The 17,017-nt window shown below is 36.7% G+C and carries 16 protein-coding genes; 10 read left to right on the top strand and 6 right to left on the bottom strand.

The features are described 5' to 3' along the window. Positions 1–246: 246 nt before the first annotated feature. Together M998_RS02425 and pspF are read right to left on the bottom strand one after the other, a co-directional pair. Positions 247–852, bottom strand: coding sequence for a hypothetical protein (locus tag M998_RS02425; protein ID WP_068907358.1), 606 nt, complete (start codon positions 850–852; stop codon positions 247–249). Positions 853–1,459: 607 nt separating this feature from the next. Next, on the bottom strand, positions 1,460–2,461 hold the full coding sequence (gene pspF, locus M998_RS02420; RefSeq protein WP_068443247.1) for a phage shock protein operon transcriptional activator: 1,002 nt from the start codon (positions 2,459–2,461) through the stop codon (positions 1,460–1,462). A gap of 268 nt (positions 2,462–2,729) precedes the next feature. Between pspF and pspA the strand changes: the two genes are divergently transcribed. The 7 genes from pspA to M998_RS02380 all read left to right on the top strand — a co-directional run bounded on the left by pspA (position 2,730) and on the right by M998_RS02380 (position 9,509). Continuing rightward, the gene (pspA, locus tag M998_RS02415) at positions 2,730–3,395 is read left to right on the top strand and encodes a phage shock protein PspA (RefSeq protein ID WP_068443250.1); all 666 of its coding nucleotides are present in this window, start codon (positions 2,730–2,732) and stop codon (positions 3,393–3,395) included. A gap of 87 nt (positions 3,396–3,482) precedes the next feature. Next, positions 3,483–3,713, top strand: a complete 231-nt coding sequence (gene pspB, locus M998_RS02410; RefSeq protein ID WP_068443253.1) for an envelope stress response membrane protein PspB — start codon at positions 3,483–3,485, stop codon at positions 3,711–3,713. Continuing rightward, complete coding sequence (pspC, locus tag M998_RS02405; RefSeq protein ID WP_068907356.1) at positions 3,713–4,069, top strand: envelope stress response membrane protein PspC; 357 nt, start codon at positions 3,713–3,715, stop codon at positions 4,067–4,069. Before pspB ends, pspC begins: the two co-directional genes overlap by 1 nt. 496 nt (positions 4,070–4,565) lie before the next feature. Continuing rightward, complete coding sequence (locus tag M998_RS02395) at positions 4,566–5,963, top strand: YcjX family GTP-binding protein (RefSeq protein ID WP_068443261.1); 1,398 nt, start codon at positions 4,566–4,568, stop codon at positions 5,961–5,963. Further along, positions 5,960–7,021, top strand: coding sequence for a YcjF family protein (locus M998_RS02390; protein WP_068907354.1), 1,062 nt, complete (start codon positions 5,960–5,962; stop codon positions 7,019–7,021). The genes M998_RS02395 and M998_RS02390 overlap by 4 nt, the downstream gene beginning before the upstream one ends. A 230-nt stretch (positions 7,022–7,251) precedes the next feature. Then, on the top strand, positions 7,252–8,811 hold the full coding sequence (tyrR, locus tag M998_RS02385; protein WP_068907353.1) for a transcriptional regulator TyrR: 1,560 nt from the start codon (positions 7,252–7,254) through the stop codon (positions 8,809–8,811). Positions 8,812–9,134: 323 nt separating this feature from the next. Continuing rightward, positions 9,135–9,509 (top strand): ATP-binding protein, encoded by a 375-nt coding sequence (locus tag M998_RS02380; RefSeq protein WP_068443269.1) that lies wholly within the window; start codon positions 9,135–9,137, stop codon positions 9,507–9,509. Between the two features lie 44 nt (positions 9,510–9,553). Here M998_RS02380 and tpx read toward each other — a convergent pair whose 3' ends face one another. Next, positions 9,554–10,057, bottom strand: coding sequence for a thiol peroxidase (gene tpx / locus M998_RS02375; RefSeq protein ID WP_068907351.1), 504 nt, complete (start codon positions 10,055–10,057; stop codon positions 9,554–9,556). A 726-nt stretch (positions 10,058–10,783) separates the two neighbouring features. Between tpx and M998_RS02370 the strand changes: the two genes are divergently transcribed. Then, the gene (locus M998_RS02370) at positions 10,784–12,406 is read left to right on the top strand and encodes a peptide ABC transporter substrate-binding protein (protein ID WP_068907349.1); all 1,623 of its coding nucleotides are present in this window, start codon (positions 10,784–10,786) and stop codon (positions 12,404–12,406) included. Positions 12,407–12,761: 355 nt separating this feature from the next. Continuing rightward, the gene (gene zntB / locus M998_RS02365; RefSeq protein WP_068443278.1) at positions 12,762–13,745 is read left to right on the top strand and encodes a zinc transporter ZntB; all 984 of its coding nucleotides are present in this window, start codon (positions 12,762–12,764) and stop codon (positions 13,743–13,745) included. A gap of 322 nt (positions 13,746–14,067) precedes the next feature. Here the strand turns inward: zntB and ttcA are convergent, their stop codons facing one another. After that, positions 14,068–14,982, bottom strand: coding sequence for a tRNA 2-thiocytidine(32) synthetase TtcA (gene ttcA, locus M998_RS02360; RefSeq protein WP_068907347.1), 915 nt, complete (start codon positions 14,980–14,982; stop codon positions 14,068–14,070). A 372-nt stretch (positions 14,983–15,354) separates the two neighbouring features. Here ttcA and M998_RS19505 point away from each other — a divergent pair, with 372 nt between their 5' ends. After that, positions 15,355–15,495: a hypothetical protein gene (locus M998_RS19505; RefSeq protein ID WP_156474108.1), complete on the top strand. Its 141-nt coding sequence runs from the start codon at positions 15,355–15,357 to the stop codon at positions 15,493–15,495. 55 nt (positions 15,496–15,550) lie between these two features. Here the strand turns inward: M998_RS19505 and catA are convergent, their stop codons facing one another. Both catA and M998_RS02350 read right to left on the bottom strand, forming a co-directional pair. After that, positions 15,551–16,192 carry a type A chloramphenicol O-acetyltransferase gene (gene catA / locus M998_RS02355; RefSeq protein WP_068907345.1) on the bottom strand — a complete coding sequence of 214 codons (642 nt, stop codon included), beginning with the start codon at positions 16,190–16,192 and terminating at the stop codon, positions 15,551–15,553. Between the two features lie 368 nt (positions 16,193–16,560). Continuing rightward, a complete protein-coding gene (locus M998_RS02350; RefSeq protein ID WP_068907344.1) occupies positions 16,561–16,809 on the bottom strand; it encodes a helix-turn-helix domain-containing protein in 249 nt (82 codons plus the stop codon). Positions 16,810–17,017: the final 208 nt, after the last annotated feature.

Below are 17,017 nucleotides of genomic sequence, written 5' to 3'. Positions count from 1 at the left end.
GTGAATAATAATAAATTTAGCTTTAATATGATTAGTAATCAAACGGTTGTATTTTAATGGGAAAATATCGCATTAAATGGCTTTACAAAAGGTACTGATAACTATTATCATTCGCTTTGTCACTTAAGCAGACTGCTTTTGTTGACAGGCATGACATTGCTCACATTGCTTCCAGTGTTATTTTAATAGCCAGCATGGGTGCTGGCTTTTTTTTTGAGTGGTAAGCTAAGCCGCGATAGCACCAGATTATTCTAAGCCGACAAATTTCAAATCTTCAGCAGTCACATTCCCTTGTAGTGTACATAGGAAACGTACTACACCTCGGCGTTCATCAGGTTCAATGATCATCATTTTTTCAGCTGCATTTGGCTCAAGGTTGTAGCTCCCCGCTGCAAGCTTGTTAAAGACCCAATCATCGTTTAAATCATGACGGATCATCGGAGAATAAATGTAATTATTACCTACCTTTATAATACTGATCCTTTTTGATGTATAGGCAATAACTTCTTTAAGGCTTTGAGTTGTTTCAAATCCCCAAAAATAGTACTGCCCTCTCATTCCCATATAGGTAAAATCATCATATTTATCAAAGTCGGTATGACTTACGATAAATTTGTTAAAGATAATTTTATCACTTAAGGTAAAGTTTAAGTCAACGGTAATTGGCTCATGTTTATTCGTCTTTCTTTTTTTTAGCGCAGTTGAAACATCCTTTAGATTTGGTGTTTTATCTATTTTTTGAAAAAATTGAGCATCACAGTGAGAAAAAGTTCTCATAATCGATTCAGCGTGACTATAGGGTTGTATCGCTATGAATAATAAAAACAGCATTAATATATTATTTTTCTTCATAATTCCCCTTCGTTTCTAGCTTCTTAACACAATATTAATACAAATAGCATGAAATAATGTTTTTCACTGTAGATATCTATGTCAATTTGTAAGGTTTTTATGTGATAAATAGATTAAAAAATATATTTAATTTTATTTTTAATTATTTTGTTTTTCATTTTCTCATAGTATCAATCAGTACAGTTAATAAGTAGAGAACGCTTCAGTAAAAGATACAGATTGAACTGAGTTTTTTAGTGTGTTATTTTTTAATTCATTGATTTTAAATTAATAATTTCAATTTTTATTTAATTTAAAAGTGAAGTTTAACTGAGAGTAAAAGTTATAAATGATTTAAAATCACATTTATTTTTAATGGATTAAATTTAAAAAAACAGATTGAATACTTTAAATATATAAAAATATGTATTGTGAATTCTATGTTTTGATTTTTAATCATGAAATGTTTAGCAATAAAAAATTGAATTTAATAATTAAAACATCAAAATTAGAGTAATAATAAAATTCAATTCGTCATTAACAAATAATATGAGTAATAAGAGAGTGTTCTGTTTTTCTTATTAGAAAATACAAGAATACTCCCATCAGTAATAAGTGAATTTACTGGCTATAATTCAATGTTGATTTGGTGTTTCTTAATTAACCCCCTTATTTGATCGTAAGTGAGTGAAAGTGATTCGGCTGCTTTACGTTGGTTAAAGTAGCTTTTCATTAATGCATTTTGAACTAATTGTTTTTCGATATTTTGTTGCCATTGGCGTAAATCACAAGGTAGCGAGGGGAGAAGGGGGACGCTTTCTTGCTTTGTTGTTACTGGTGATGAAAGTTCAGCTAATTTCTCACCAAAAGGGTCGAAAATAATTGAGTCAACAGGGGTGTTATTATCACCATGGCGGTAGACGGAGCGTTCAACAACGTTTTTTAGTTCCCTGACGTTTCCTGGCCATTGATATTGTTCGAGTGCTTTTTGTGCATTATCAGAGAACCCACTAAAATGTGATCGCTTTAACTCGCCGGACATTAAAATGGCGAAGTGCTCTGCTAATAACAGGATATCGGGTAAACGTTCTCGTAAAGGTGGGATACGGATCACTTCAAAAGCGAGTCTATCTAATAAATCAGCTCTAAAACGTCCTTGCTTAGCGAGTTCTGGTAGATTGGCATTTGTCGCACAGATTAGACGTACATTCACGCGCAGTGATTGGCTTCCGCCGACACGTTCTAACTCGCCATATTCAATAACGCGCAGTAATTTTTCTTGAACTGACATGGGTGCAGTTGCCAATTCATCAAGGAACAACGTGCCTTTATCCGCCCGCTCAAATCGGCCTTGGTGGCGTTTTTGAGCACCTGTAAATGACCCCGCTTCATGTCCAAATAATTCAGAATCCAGTAAATTCTCATTGAGCCCACTGCAATTGAGAGAGATAAAGGCTTCTTGCCAGCGAGGTGATAAATAGTGTAAACGGTCAGCGATGAGCTCTTTTCCGGTGCCTCGTTCACCGATAACCAGTATGGGTTTATTGAGCTGGGCAAGCTCAGAAGTTCTTTCAAGAACATCAAGAAAGTTACTTGAAACGCCTAGAATAGTATCGTTGGTGTTTTTCATGGTTTTTTTTACCATATATTGGTTAATATTGCCATTATAAAACTATAGAGCAAAATGAAGATAAACAAAAATAATATTTTTTTTATTTATTATCAATGATTTACATTTTATCTGAAAAGTTGGCACGTTGATTGCTATATTCTTGTTGTAGTTAATCAATAACGAAGTAGTTAGACGCAACTTTAACGGAGCATCAGGTTGTTGGTGGGAAGCCAAAATCAGGTTGAGGCTCTACAGAATGATGAAATCCATCAAGAGGACATAAACAATGGGTATTTTTTCACGTTTTGCCGACATCATTAATGCAAATATCGCATCACTGCTAGATAAAGCAGAAGATCCGCAAAAAATGATCCGCCTGATGATTCAGGAAATGGAAGATATGTTAGTTGAAATCCGCTCCACTTCTGCACGAACCTTAGCTGAGAAAAAAGGCTTAGAGCGCCGTATTGAAATGGGCGTAAAACAAGTGGAGCAATGGCAAGAAAAAGCCGAGCTCGCTTTAGTTAAAGACAAAGAAGAGTTGGCTCGTGCTGCATTGATTGAAAAGCAAAAAGTCAGTGCAATGGTTGATACCTTGAAACATGAACTTATCATTGTTGATGAAACATTGGTGCGTTTAAAAGGTGAAATCACCGAGTTAGAAAATAAATTACTTGAAACGCGTGCAAAACAACAGTCAATGACGGTTCGTATGGAAGCCGCACAATCTAGCCGTAATGTCCGCCGTCAATTAGATAGCGGTAAATTAGATGAAGCTTTGGCACGTTTTGAACAATTTGAGCGTCGCATCGACCACATGGAAGGTGAGGCTCAAAGTTATGGTATAGGGAAACAAAAATCGTTGGATCAACAATTTGCAGAATTGAAAGCGGATGATGAAATTAGCGCGCAGTTAGCTGCACTTAAGGCTAAAATAAACAAAGACCAGTAATTGTTGAATGATTTTTGACGCACAAGGCGCAATTTTATGATTGCGCCAGTGCGATGGATTAGCTAACCATATGTATAAGGAAATGTGATGGGCTATGTTTTTCTGTCTCTCGTATTAATAATTTTTCTCATATTTGTTCTGCCGATTTGGCTGTGGCTTCACTACAGCAAAAAAAATAATGGGCAGGGGAGCCAGCTTACTGATAATGAAGTGCAGCGTTTGATGCAGTTAGCCGAGCAATCATCTCGTATGCAGCAACGCATTAAAACACTGGAAGATATTTTGGATGCGGAACATCCAAATTGGAGGCAAAAATAATGACTAATTTGCGCAACCGTAAGCTTTATCGTTTGACTGACCGACGCGTTTTTGGCGGTGTCTGTTCTGGTATTGCAGAATATTTAGATGTGCCGGTTGCTTTGGTCAGGGCGTTAACGGTATTAGCCCTATTTATGAGCTTTGGTATTACGCTAATTTTGTATGTTGTCATGTGTTTCGTCGTTGAAACCGCGCCAAGTGGTTATCGAGCAGAGAAAGATATTGGGCCTGAAGTGAATTCACTGTTTAACCAAATTGACTCACAGCTCAAGGCTGGCGAAATGAAATTAAGACAAATTGAGCGCTATGTAACCTCTGATACTTACACTGTAAACAGTAAATTTCGTGACCTCTAAGTGGGTATATACAGACGACAAAATAATCAGTCGTATAAGCAAGGTGAGAGTGCGAATAAGTACAGTCAACCATGCGAATTTAAAGTCTCACTGGGATAGCCATCACATTTATGGGAATAGGGTCTATAGCCGTATTCCCTCTGTTTTTATTATCCCCATCAGGTGGTAAGTAATGCAAATAAACGCAAAAAAGAGGCTTAAGCGACAAGCTAAAAAAATGGCCGTGAATAAAGGATTAAAAATCCTTTTAACATTATTAATTACTTATGGGCCTGGCGGTATTTTTGCTAAGCTTATCAAGATTCTCAGTAGTAAATGGTTACTCAGTTATCTCACGAAGCGAATGACCCGATAACGCATTTGTAATGGGTTCTTTTGGTGTAGCCAAACAAAAACAGTAAAATTTACGCCACCAAAAGCGTTATACATCTGATTTATGCTAAATTCTGGTTTATATTAAAGAAAGTAATCACAGTATTAATACAGTGGGAGAACCATGAAACGGCTGCAAAATGAATTGACTGATTTGGTGAACCGTAGTGTAGATCGCCATGTTAGGCTAGCAGTAACAGGACTAAGTCGTAGCGGAAAAACGGCGTTTATTACTTCTCTCGTCAACCAACTTCTCAATGTCAACGCCGGTGCGCGTCTTCCGCTATTTTCAGCGGCAAGGGATAAACGTATTTTAGGGGTTAAACGCATTCCTCATCGTGATTTATCCGTTCCACGTTTTGCATATGATGAAGGTATTGCTTCACTCTATGGCTCGCCACCTGAATGGCCGACGCCAACGCGTGGCGTTAGTGAGATTAGGCTAAAATTACATTATCGCTCTGAAGATTCTTTTTTACGTCATTTTGTCGACAACTCTTCTCTTTATGTTGAGATAGTCGATTACCCCGGTGAATGGTTACTCGATTTGCCTATGCTTGATTTAAGCTATTTGGCTTGGTCTGGGCAAATGAACGTATTGTTAAAAGGGCAACGAGCCCATTTAGCCAATGAATGGCTGCAACTTTGTGAAAAATGTGATCCGCTTGCACCGGTGGATGAAAACTTGTTAGCCGAAATATCAGATGCTTATACGCGTTATTTGCAAGAGTGCAAATCGCAAGGGCAGCATTTTATTCAACCGGGACGTTTTGTTTTACCCGGTGAACTTGCCGGTGCGCCAGCACTGCAATTTTTCCCTTGGCCTAATATTGAAAAACAGGGTGAGAAAAAACTCACTCAAGCGGGTAAAAATACCAATATAGGTGCATTACAGAGTCGCTATCAATATTATTGTGAACATGTGGTTAAGGGGTTTTATAAAGACCATTTTCAGCGTTTTGATAGACAAATTGTACTGGTTGATTGCTTACAACCGCTAAATAGTGGCCCTGATGCATTTAATGATATGAGAATGGCATTGACGCAATTAATGCGCAGTTTTCATTATGGAAAACGCACATTATTAAGACGTATGTTTTCACCCTGTATTGATAAGCTATTGTTCGCCGCGAGTAAAGCCGACCATGTCACACCGGATCAACATGCGAACTTAGTTTCATTGTTACAGCAATTAGTGCAAGAAGCATGGCAAAACGCAGCGTTTGAAGGCATTAGCATGGATTGCGCCGGGCTTGCATCTATTCAAGCAACAGAAAATGGTATCGTTGACTATAAAGGTGACAAGCTTCCTGCGCTAAAAGGCTATCGATTAAATGATGGCCAAGCAATGACATTTTACCCAGGAGACGTCCCTAAAAGGTTACCGAATGAGCAATTTTGGCAGCAGCAAGGTTTTCAGTTTGAAAATTTTAGACCGCGACCAATACCGCTAGATCAGCCATTACCTCACATTCGAATGGACAGCGCTCTTGAGTTTTTATTGGGAGATAAATTGAAATGAGTGAACCTCTGAAGCAGCGGGTTATTTTTGTAGATGGTCATAATGCAGAACAAACTGAAAAACTCAAAAAAGCCCAGCTCTTTGATGAAAAAGAGCTAGAAAAATTTGTCCCAGTTGATATTGAAGCAGAACAAGATAGCCAAGAGGGTGAAGTTGAAAGCCTTATTAATGATGCATTAAAGCCTAAGCGAAGTTTTTGGCGTAAATTGGTGACAACCGCAGCAGGCATATTCGGGATTAGTGTTGTTGCCCAATTAGGCATTTGGATCCATCAGTCATGGATAACGCAAGATTGGACAGCACTCGGTACAGCCGCCGCCGGAGGTTTGATTGTCGTCGCGGGTGTTGGTTCTATTGCAGCAGAGTGGCGGCGTTTATATAGATTAAGGGAAAGGGCTCAAGAGCGTGATTTTGCTCGGGAATTGCTACATAGTCATGGCATGGGGAAAGGGAAAGTTTTTTGTGAAAAGCTGGCAAAGCAATCGGCACTTTCACCGCAGCATCCCGCAATTCAACGCTGGCAAGCTACAATTCATGACTCTCATAATGACCGTGAAATACTTGAATTATATAGCAAACTTGTACAACCGATTCTTGATGAGCAAGCACGAAAAGAGATTAGCCGCTCTTCTGCTGAATCGGCGTTAATGATAGCGGTGAGCCCGTTAGCCATTGTCGATATGGCCTTTATTGCTTGGCGCAATATTCGTTTAATTAACCGTATTGCCGCTATTTACGGTATTGAATTAGGTTACTATAGCCGTATTCGGTTGTTTCGTATGGTATTGATTAATATTGCCTTTGCAGGGGCATCAGAGCTTATTCGTGAAGTCGGAATGGATTGGCTGTCTCAGGATATTACGGCACGTTTATCAACCCGTGCGGCGCAAGGGATTGGGGCTGGCTTATTAACCGCAAGGCTTGGAATTAAGGCGATGGAATTGTGTCGTCCTTTACCGTGGATAGAAGATAAACCGAGATTAGCCGACTTTCGTCGTCAGCTAATTAGCCAGCTAAAAAATGCGATGCCGAGTAAGCAAGATAAATCATCAATGTAAAAATAACTGGCAGGATGAGTTGACAGCTTGATTCATCCTCCTATCTTATCAATTAATTCCTGTGATTTTTTCACCATTACCTTATGAAAAGATAAAATTTTTGTGAATAAGTGCTTCATAGGATAAACACTCCTCACACTGTCAACAATATGTGACACAAAAGCTGTATTCCAAAACTATTTGGCGCTAAAATACTACTATTCAATCTTCTTCCCATAAAGGTTCCTGTCATGCGCCTTGAAGTAACTTGCCAAGACCGAATAGGTCTAACGCGTGAATTGCTCGACCTCTTAGTCCTACAAAACATTGACTTAAAAGGGATCGAAATTTCTGTAGAACGTAAAATATATCTCAATTTCACGCCCGTTGATTTTGAGGTTTTTAGTACTTTAATGGCAGAAATTCGGCGAATTAATGGTGTTATGGATGTTCGGCGAATATTTTTTATGCCATCGGAGCGTGAGCATAAAGCGGTATGGGCGCTATTGAATTCATTTCCAGAGCCCGTCTTATCGATTGATAACAAATTAAATATTGAACTTGTCAATCCAATGACATTGCAATTATTTGGTTTCGATGAGATGAAAATAAGGCAAAAAACATTTTCACAATTAATTAGTAATCACGGGCTAGTGCGTTGGTTTGAAAGTGAGTCTCCTGAGCCTTATACCGAAAGGGTTTTGGTTAAAAACCAAGACTATTTAATGCAAGTTACGCCCATTATTTTGGCTGATGAAAATGGGAAGTCACACTGTACAGGTGCCGTTTTATTATTAAAATCATCGGCGATCCTCGAAAAACAACGCCAACAAGTTGTTGAAGTTGATAATAGTGGATTTGAACAAATCATCGCACAGAGCCCTGTAATGGCACAAGTTGTTGAGCGGGCAAAACGAGTCGCAATGTTGGATGAACCGTTATTGTTAGTCGGTGAGACGGGAACAGGGAAAGATATTCTAGCAAAAGCGTGTCATTTACATAGTACGCGAGGTAACGCACCATTCCTTGGGCTTAATTGTGCATCGATGCCTGATGATGTTGTGGAAAGTGAACTGTTTGGTTATGCCGCGGGGGCGTATCCTAATGCGATTGAAGGTAAAAAAGGTTTTTTTGAGCAGGCAAATGGCGGCACCGTTTTACTGGATGAAATTGCTGAAATGTCGCCACAAATGCAAATAAAATTACTGCGTTTTCTTAATGATGGTACATTCCGAAGAGTTGGCGAAGAACGCGAAGTTAATGTTAATGTCCGAGTCATTTGTGCAACACAAAAAAACTTACCTGAACTGGTTGCCGAAAAGAAATTCCGGGAAGATCTCTATTATCGTCTGAACGTATTAACGCTAACAATTCCACCTCTACGTGAGCGTAAAGAGGATATTCTTCCTTTAACAAAAGTCTTTGTGAGTAATTTCTCCAAAGAATTGAATATAGAAGAGCCTAAGATTGCGCCATCGCTTCTTGAATCGCTAGGGCGTTATTATTGGCCAGGAAACGTGAGGCAGTTACGTAATGCATTGTATCAAGGATTAATGCAGCTTGATGGCAATATTCTTGATGCTGATAATATTCAACTACCTGATGTCGTCAATACGCCTAATATAGCACTAGATTCATTAAATGGATCTTTGGATGAAATAACGAAGCGTTATGAAGCATCTGTTCTATCGCGTTTGTATCGTGATTATCCGAGTACACGTAAACTCGCTAAACGTCTCGATATATCGCATACCGCGATTGCCAATAAATTAAGAGAATATGGGTTGAGCGCTAAAAAAGAGCAGGATTAAGTAATATGAAAATGGCGCGCTCATTAAATTAGGCATTTTCCTGATTAATATTCAAAAAATTGATATTTTAAAAATAATTTAAATAAGGTTATGAGAAAATTATGTCATAACCTTTTTATTTTTGGGTATATCGACAAAACCACAATAATATTATTGCTAATAAGTAATTATTCCTGCTATATAGAGGATAGGGTCTATTGATATAATCAAGCAGTTTATCCTTTAGTTACTTGTCGGAAAGCTGAATTATCTCGAGTATATAACACCTTGATTATTTAAATATTAGTATCGCAGTATTGGTTTGATACCTACAAGGAGCTGCAATGGAACAATTTACTATTAATTTTATTGTAAACCTTAAGCTTCGAGAGTATATGAAGCAGTGCTATTACAAAAATGATATGTTCGAGTCTGCGGCATCGGCTGCTGAGCTTTATTTAATGAATAAAGCAGCGGTAAAATACTTAGCGAAAAAAAATCGTTTTACGTGGGAGGCACTGGTTAAGAATGGTGTTAAACCAAGGGACTTAATTATTGATATTCTAACCTCTTGCTGTCCTGTGACGCAGGAGCAAGCCTTAAAAATACTAAGCACACTCTCACATTCATTAATCAGTATGATGAGCGATAATAAATTATTTGCGAATGTGGTAAATGCTAAAAATCATAACCTGCTTTATTGGGCACACGTTGACTAATTTTAATGAAAATAGCAGCCAGAAAACTGACTGCTATTCATGGATTACTTCAAGCTATTGAGGGCTTTTTCATAATCAGGTTCTTCAGTGATTTCTGGAACCAATTGGCTATAAATCACATGATCATTTTCATCTAACACAACAACAGAACGTGCAGTTAGCCCTTTAAGTGGACCGCTTGCAATGGCAACACCATAGTCGTTTGCGAAAGATGCGCTGCGGAATGTTGATAAAGTGACTACGTTATCCAGACCTTCAGCACCACAAAAACGTGCTTGAGCGAAAGGTAAATCTGCAGAAATACACAGAACAACCGCATTTTCCAATTCACTAGCGAGTTGATTAAATTTACGAACAGATGCAGCACATACGCCCGTATCAACACTTGGAAAGATATTTAAAATTTTACGCTTACCTTTGTAAGCCTCAAGAGATACATCACTGAGATCTTTCGTGGTTAGTGTAAAATCTTTAGCTTGAACACTAGCTTGCAAGAACACACCGTTAACAGTGATGTCAGTGCCTTTTAGCTTAACTGTTTGTGACATAAATTTTTCTCCCATTTATTTATGAGTCAGTGGTGGCTTAAACTATTTCTTGAGTAAAGCCCTATGCGATCTTAAGGCTATGACCCCGTTTAGGCCAGACTTTCTCTGGTTTTGACGTTCTAATATTGACCAAAATTTATGTTGAATATCTGTAATCCTAACGCAATATTCAAAATAATTCGAATTATACTAAGATGACAAGTTAATATACCTCTAGGGTCCCTAGTATAGGTAGCTCTGCAATGCTAATACAGTAAATGTATTATGGGTGTATTAGCGTCTACATCAGGTCAGTATACAACTGATAATTTTTGTTAGAAGAGATACTTTTTATTATGTATGGCTGTAATTAACCTTACCCAGTGTAACAAAATGTCCTTTCTGTGCATCCATTTCTTTATGGTTAGTTCATTTCCGTTATTAAATTAAATGATTGATTGAACCCGAGATTATAAAAAACAAGAAAAATCGAGCTAATCTATTGAATTTATTTAACTAATAAATTTGTTGAAAATCTTTAATTTATGCATAAATTAAAGCGTGCATATGGATTTTTAACAAATGAAGGCATATGATTAAGTGGGATCAAATTCTAATTTAACACAAAAAATTACTGTGGAATTTATCGTAATTTTGCTTTAAAAATAAATATTAAGCTAATTTTCATAACAATCACATGTAAAATATTGGGCTAACTTTCTTTTTTAATAAGATAGAAAAAATAAAATGCATAAACCTTCATTTGCTTCTTTAACTGTATTATTTGCTTCAATTTTTATTGCTTCACCGGCTATTTGTGCTGTTATCCCTGCGGGAACCGTCTTAGCAACAAAACAAGAAGTGACTCGGCATTTAAAAGATGAACCGGCGTCCCTTGACCCAATAAAGTCGGTAGGCCTGACGGAAGCGCAGGTTATGCGTGATTTATTCGAAGGACTTGTCAATCAAGATGGTGAAGGCAAGCCAATTGCAGGTGTGGCACTGAGCTGGGATACAGTAGATAACCGAGTTTGGACGTTTAAATTACGTCCTGATACACGCTGGTCAAATGGTGATGCTGTGACAGCAGAAGACTTTGTTTATAGCTGGCGTCGGTTGGTTACACCGAGTAATACATCTCCATTTGCTTGGTTTGCTGCGCTTGCCGGAATTAATAATGCTCAAGATATTATTGATGGAAAATTGCCCCCAGAACAATTAGGTGTTGAGGCTATTGATTCACAAACGCTAAAAATAGTTCTTAATAGGCCTGTACCTTATTTCCCATCACTCACTGCAAATTTTAGTTTATTTCCTGTACACAAGGACACCGTTGAAAAAATTGGCACAGATTGGATAAAAGTAGGGAATTTGGTGGGTAATGGTGCTTTTGTGCTTTCAGATAGAGTGGTAAATGAAAAAATTGTTTTAACGGCAAATCCATATTATTGGGATCATAAAAATACGGTGATCACTAAAGTGACTTTTGTTCCGATTAATCAAGAATCACATGCCACTAATCGTTATTTAGCGGGTGATTTAGATATTACAGAATCATTCCCAAAGCAACGTTACCAGAAATTATTAAAAGATATTCCTAATGAAGTTTTTACGCCTGATCAACTAGGTACTTATTATTATGCTTTTAATACTCAAAGCGCACCCACTGATGATGTTAGAGTCCGTAAAGCACTGTCGATGACCATTGACCGCCAATTGATCGCGAGCAAGGTATTAGGCACAGGTGAAAAACCTGCTTATTATTTTACACCGGATGTAACCGCAGGCTTTAAACCTAAAAAGGGGCTATATAATAGCTATTCACAAAAAGAATTAGATCAACAAGCTAAAGTATTGCTACATGCTGCAGGCTATGGAGTACATAACCCATTAGAATTAACATTGCTGTATAACAGTTCTGAAAATCATCAAAAAATAGCGATTGCAGTTGCATCAATGTGGAAGAAAAAATTGGGTGTGCAGGTAAAACTGATTAACCAAGAATGGAAAACATATATCGACAGTCGTAATACGGGTAATTTCGATGTTATCCGTGCATCTTGGATAGGTGATTTTAACGAGCCTTCTACTTTTTTATCGTTATTAACATCACAACACAGTGGTAATATTCCTAAATTTAGTAGCCAGCAATACGATCAAATCCTTTCTTCTGCAAGCATTGAAACTAACGAAGAGCTGCGTAATAACTACTATAACCAAGCCGAAGCGTTAATTGCACAAAATGCACCAATAGCGCCAATTTATCAATACACCAATGCACGATTAATTAAGCCTTGGTTAAAAGGGTATCCGATAAATAACCCTGAAGATGTCGCATATAGCCACAGTTTTTATATTATTAAACATTAGGTAAAATCAGCCCGTACGTAGGTTTTGTATGGGCTTTTTTGTTGAAGACTAAGAATGAGGAGTTTAAATAAAGAAAAAAAACTCCTTCTACTGGAGAGAGAGAAGGAGGATCAAAAAGGAATAAACACTACATTGTTAATAATAGATAAGTCATAAATATTTTTTTGCTCGTTTGTGTCAATTTTTTCAATTTTTATAGCAAATATGGTGACTGGTGGCTCACTGTAGGGTTACGTTTTGCTATTATCTTTAGAATGCAGTATTGCGTTTTATATCAAACCTTTTCTTGAAGTTATTGCAATCTTTCTTTTATTCTACTAATAATAACTTATTGTTAATAAACGGGGATAACTGCATGGCGTTGGTTTACGGCTCGCTATTTCAAAATTCAAATCCGGTACATGCGTTTCAATTAATTGGCGATGGTGGATTACTTCCCATTGATGTGAATGCAAGCGCTTCGCAACAATCTCCATTTTGGTTGCACTATGATTATAAAAACCAAGATAGTTTCCAGTGGATCCAACAATCAGATTTATTTAACGATCAAGTTAAATCAGCACTTTCAGGTCATTCAGGACGCTGGCGTATTATTCGTGTTGGGGATGGTGTTTTATTAACATTACAGACCTTAAATACCAATGAGGGGCAACGACCTGAGCAATTAGTCGCATTTCGTGTTTTTATTAATAGTCGCATTATTATTTCTAGCCGCCATCGTAAAGTTAATTCACTAGACAGTGTTATTAATGATTTAAAAGAAGGTGTTGGTGCACAAAGTACAGGTGATTGGCTGGTTGAGGTGACTGATGCGATCACGGATGAAATAAGTGATTTCACGGATTCTTTGCATGAGCGCTTAATTGACCTCGAGGATTATATCTTACATGGTGAAATTCCTGAAAGAGGTGAATTAGCACTTCTTAGAAAACAAATTATTGTGGTTCGCCGCTACATGGCTCCTCAAAGGGATATGCTATCGCGATTAACTGCAGAGAAATTGTTATGGCTTGATGATACTGACAGGCGACGATTACAAGAAATATCAGATAGGTTAGGTCGCTGTATTGAAGATTTAGATGGATTTATTTCCAGAACGGCAATTATGTCAGATGAAATTACTAACATGATGACAGAAATGATGAATCGGCGAATTTATACCATGTCACTTATGGCGATGATATTTTTACCGACCACTTTTTTAACTGGGCTATTTGGCGTTAATTTAGGTGGTATCCCCGGAAATGAATTTAGGTTTGGGTTTAGTGCATTTTGTATTTTACTGGCGTGTTTGATTGGAACCGTATTTTGGTGGCTAAGAAAAAGTCGCTGGCTCTAAAATAGATGAGTTATTTACTATAACGGGAACTAGTTTGAGATAAATCAATAAAACTAATAGAGTTTTAAGGCACTATTAGTCCCGCAGGTGAATGCAACGTTGAGCGATGAACGTTGTGCTCCATAATTGTAGTTTTTCTCATATTGAGTTCTTATACAGAATAATTGACCACTGTAATGCCGATGTTAATTAACATCGGCTTTTTTTTTCTAAAAATTTGTGTTTGAATCCAGAATGGTGACAGTTTTGTTTATGCGTTTATAGCCCCCAACTGGAGGCATATATTTAGGTGTAACTGCATGAACTATATGAATAGATAAAATTATTTAACTTCGATTATATCGAGCCTTTGGGTATTGAAATCGGGTATGTCATCTTCATCTATTAAGCTTTGTGCTGGAAATTCCTCGCGATCAAAGGCAAGGTCACCACCATTAATGATATCATCACCATGTGAAATGTTTTTAAAATCAAACAGATTAATATCACAGAGATGTGATGGTACAACATTCTGGGTTGCACGAAACATCGTTTCTATCCGGCCAGGATAGCGCTTATCCCAATCACGGAGCATTTCTTTAATAACTTGACGTTGTAAATTTGGTTGTGAACCACAAAGATTACAAGGGATTATCGGAAACTCTTTGGCTTCGGCAAAGCGTTCAATATCTTTTTCGCGACAATAAGCGAGAGGGCGAATAACAATATGCTTACCATCATCACTCATTAATTTTGGTGGCATAGCTTTGAGTTTGCCGCCATAAAACATATTTAAAAACATTGTTTGTAAAATATCATCACGATGGTGGCCTAATGCAATTTTAGTTGCGCCAAGCTCCGTTGCTGTACGGTATAAAATACCACGGCGCAAACGAGAGCATAGAGAGCAGGTCGTTTTTCCTTCAGGAATAATTTCTTTTACAATACTGTAAGTATTCTCTTCAACAATTTTGTATTCGACACCTAATTGGTTCAGGTATTCAGGCAAAATATGCTCAGGGAAACCAGGTTGCTTCTGATCTAAATTCACTGCAATAAGCGAAAAAGTGATTGGTGCACTTTTTTGTAAGCTTTGTAGGATAGACAGCAAGGTATAACTATCCTTTCCGCCAGATAGGCAAACCATGATACGGTCGCCATCTTCAATCATATTGAAATCAGCAATCGCTTGTCCTACATCGCGGCGTATTCTTTTTTGCAGCTTATTTAAGTTGTATTGTTCTTTTTGAGCGTTCATCTATTAGGTATCGTTACTGTTTATTGTTTAACTTGCTGATAATAATTTAATTTTAACTTTATTCATCACTACTCATGACTTTTCTCTATCATCGAACTCATAGATAAATATCTTTCGTTATGAGCAATTAGAGCGAATAAACTAATGAATAAAGGTTAAAAAATATTTTCCGCAATACATCGAAAAAGAGGGACATAATACCAGAAGCTTAGGGGGTTCCGATACCCGTTACTTAAAAGAGGGTGATATAGCATTATTTTTTATTTGAAATTGCTTATATCAACATTAATATCAATGGGTTAATCATCGTGATGGTTTGTACTGTTGAGTTTATTTATGTTACTGCTTATCCTCTAAGATAAAGGAGAACCTATGCTTGCAATAAATCCTATTGATATTTTATCTTATACCTTGGCGAGTACCATAAAAATGGTGATTACGCCTATTGAGTCTATTTTTCAAAGTGGTGTGATCGGTGATATTATTTTTATTGCTTTAATTTCAATGAAATAAAACCTTTAATAGCCAAAAAGGGGAATCGAGGCTCACTTCTCAATTCCCCCTTTATCTAAAACGTTATTTCATCACAAAGTTTTTGTAATTGGTTGATAAGGCGGCCAACATGAAACCCGTCGCATACCGCATGGTGAACTTGAACGGCAAGTGGTAAGACAATTTTATCTTGCTCATAATGAAACTGACCCATTGTAAAAATAGGTGCAAAGTTTTTTGTGATATCAGCTATGTTGAGATTAAAGCTATCAAATACGACCCACGGTAATGAGGAAATATAGAAAATATTCTCTATTTGCTTAGGTTGTGGAGATAAGCTTAGGTTGTCTTTAAAAAGTGACATTTGCTGATTATAGTTTGCCATGAAGGTGCTTATATCATCGGAGTACTCACTCCATAGAGAAGAAAATGTTTCTGTATTCTGATGAAACAACGTAAAACTAGGGCTAACAACATCCCATAGGATCAGTTCCCCTTCTTTTTTGGCAAAACGAAATTCAGGGTATGAATTTACAATTTTAGATAGTAGATAGATAAGGGTCGGATAAAATGCATAGTCACTTGAATCTATGCGTTTTTTTAAAACTGTTATATCTAATTTTGTGGTTAAACTAAAACCACAATTAAGTTGAGCATCAAATAGTTGAAAATGCTCTTTGCGTTGCCATGTTTCGATATCAAATTTAATATAATTCATTTTTTAATCCCTTCTAATAATAAAAAAAATTTATTAGAAGGGTTTTCTTTCTGCTTTAGATAAAACCATATAGCCTCCACTCGTGTATGTTTACTTAGATTCAACGATTGTACGGATAGTTACCAATTTGTCTATTTATATACGCAATTCTAAGCTTAAAGTCTGATTTTGATGACATATAAGAATGTTGCTAAATAATGATAAGCTATAACCATTTGATCTTCATTATATAATATGTATCGAGTGAGTTCGATTGCCTCTCTAATTGTAATGCTTACTACTAGTATATGGAGGCTATTTCTATATTAACAGCAGGTGATTCTCGGTTGTTAAACTTGTTATACATAATATACAAAAGTAAATTTATATTATGAGTTATATTTTTCTGGGGATATATATACATCGAAACAAGTTTTTAAATCAATATTTAATATGTTAGCGAAAACAACAAGATGGTCGATATAAATTGAGAGAGTGCCGTCTTCATATTTGGAGTAGATACTTTCCGAAATGGATGCTTTTTTAGCCATTTCAGTGCTTGTTATATTGAGAGAGAGTCTTGCCGCTTTGATAAACTTACCCAGAGTCTCATTACTTAATTTTTTTTCGTCGTTCATAGTGTCAACTTCTAGTATTGAAATAAAAAAGGAATTATCATATATACAAATTTAGATTCAATGGGTAAAAGTCTGTAAATTCATCTTTTGAGCAACCAAATGTTAATTGATGTTATAAAGTATCAATTTACAATTCTAATGTGTTTAAAACAGTGTAATAAATTATTATAATGAGTAACTTTAGATTTTTATTATAATAAAAATTATT

Source organism: Providencia heimbachae ATCC 35613, assembly GCF_001655055.1.
Lineage (GTDB): Bacteria > Pseudomonadota > Gammaproteobacteria > Enterobacterales > Enterobacteriaceae > Providencia > Providencia heimbachae.
The sequence above is the reverse complement of the archived record's forward strand: the minus strand, read 5'-3'. Positions and strand labels throughout refer to the sequence as shown.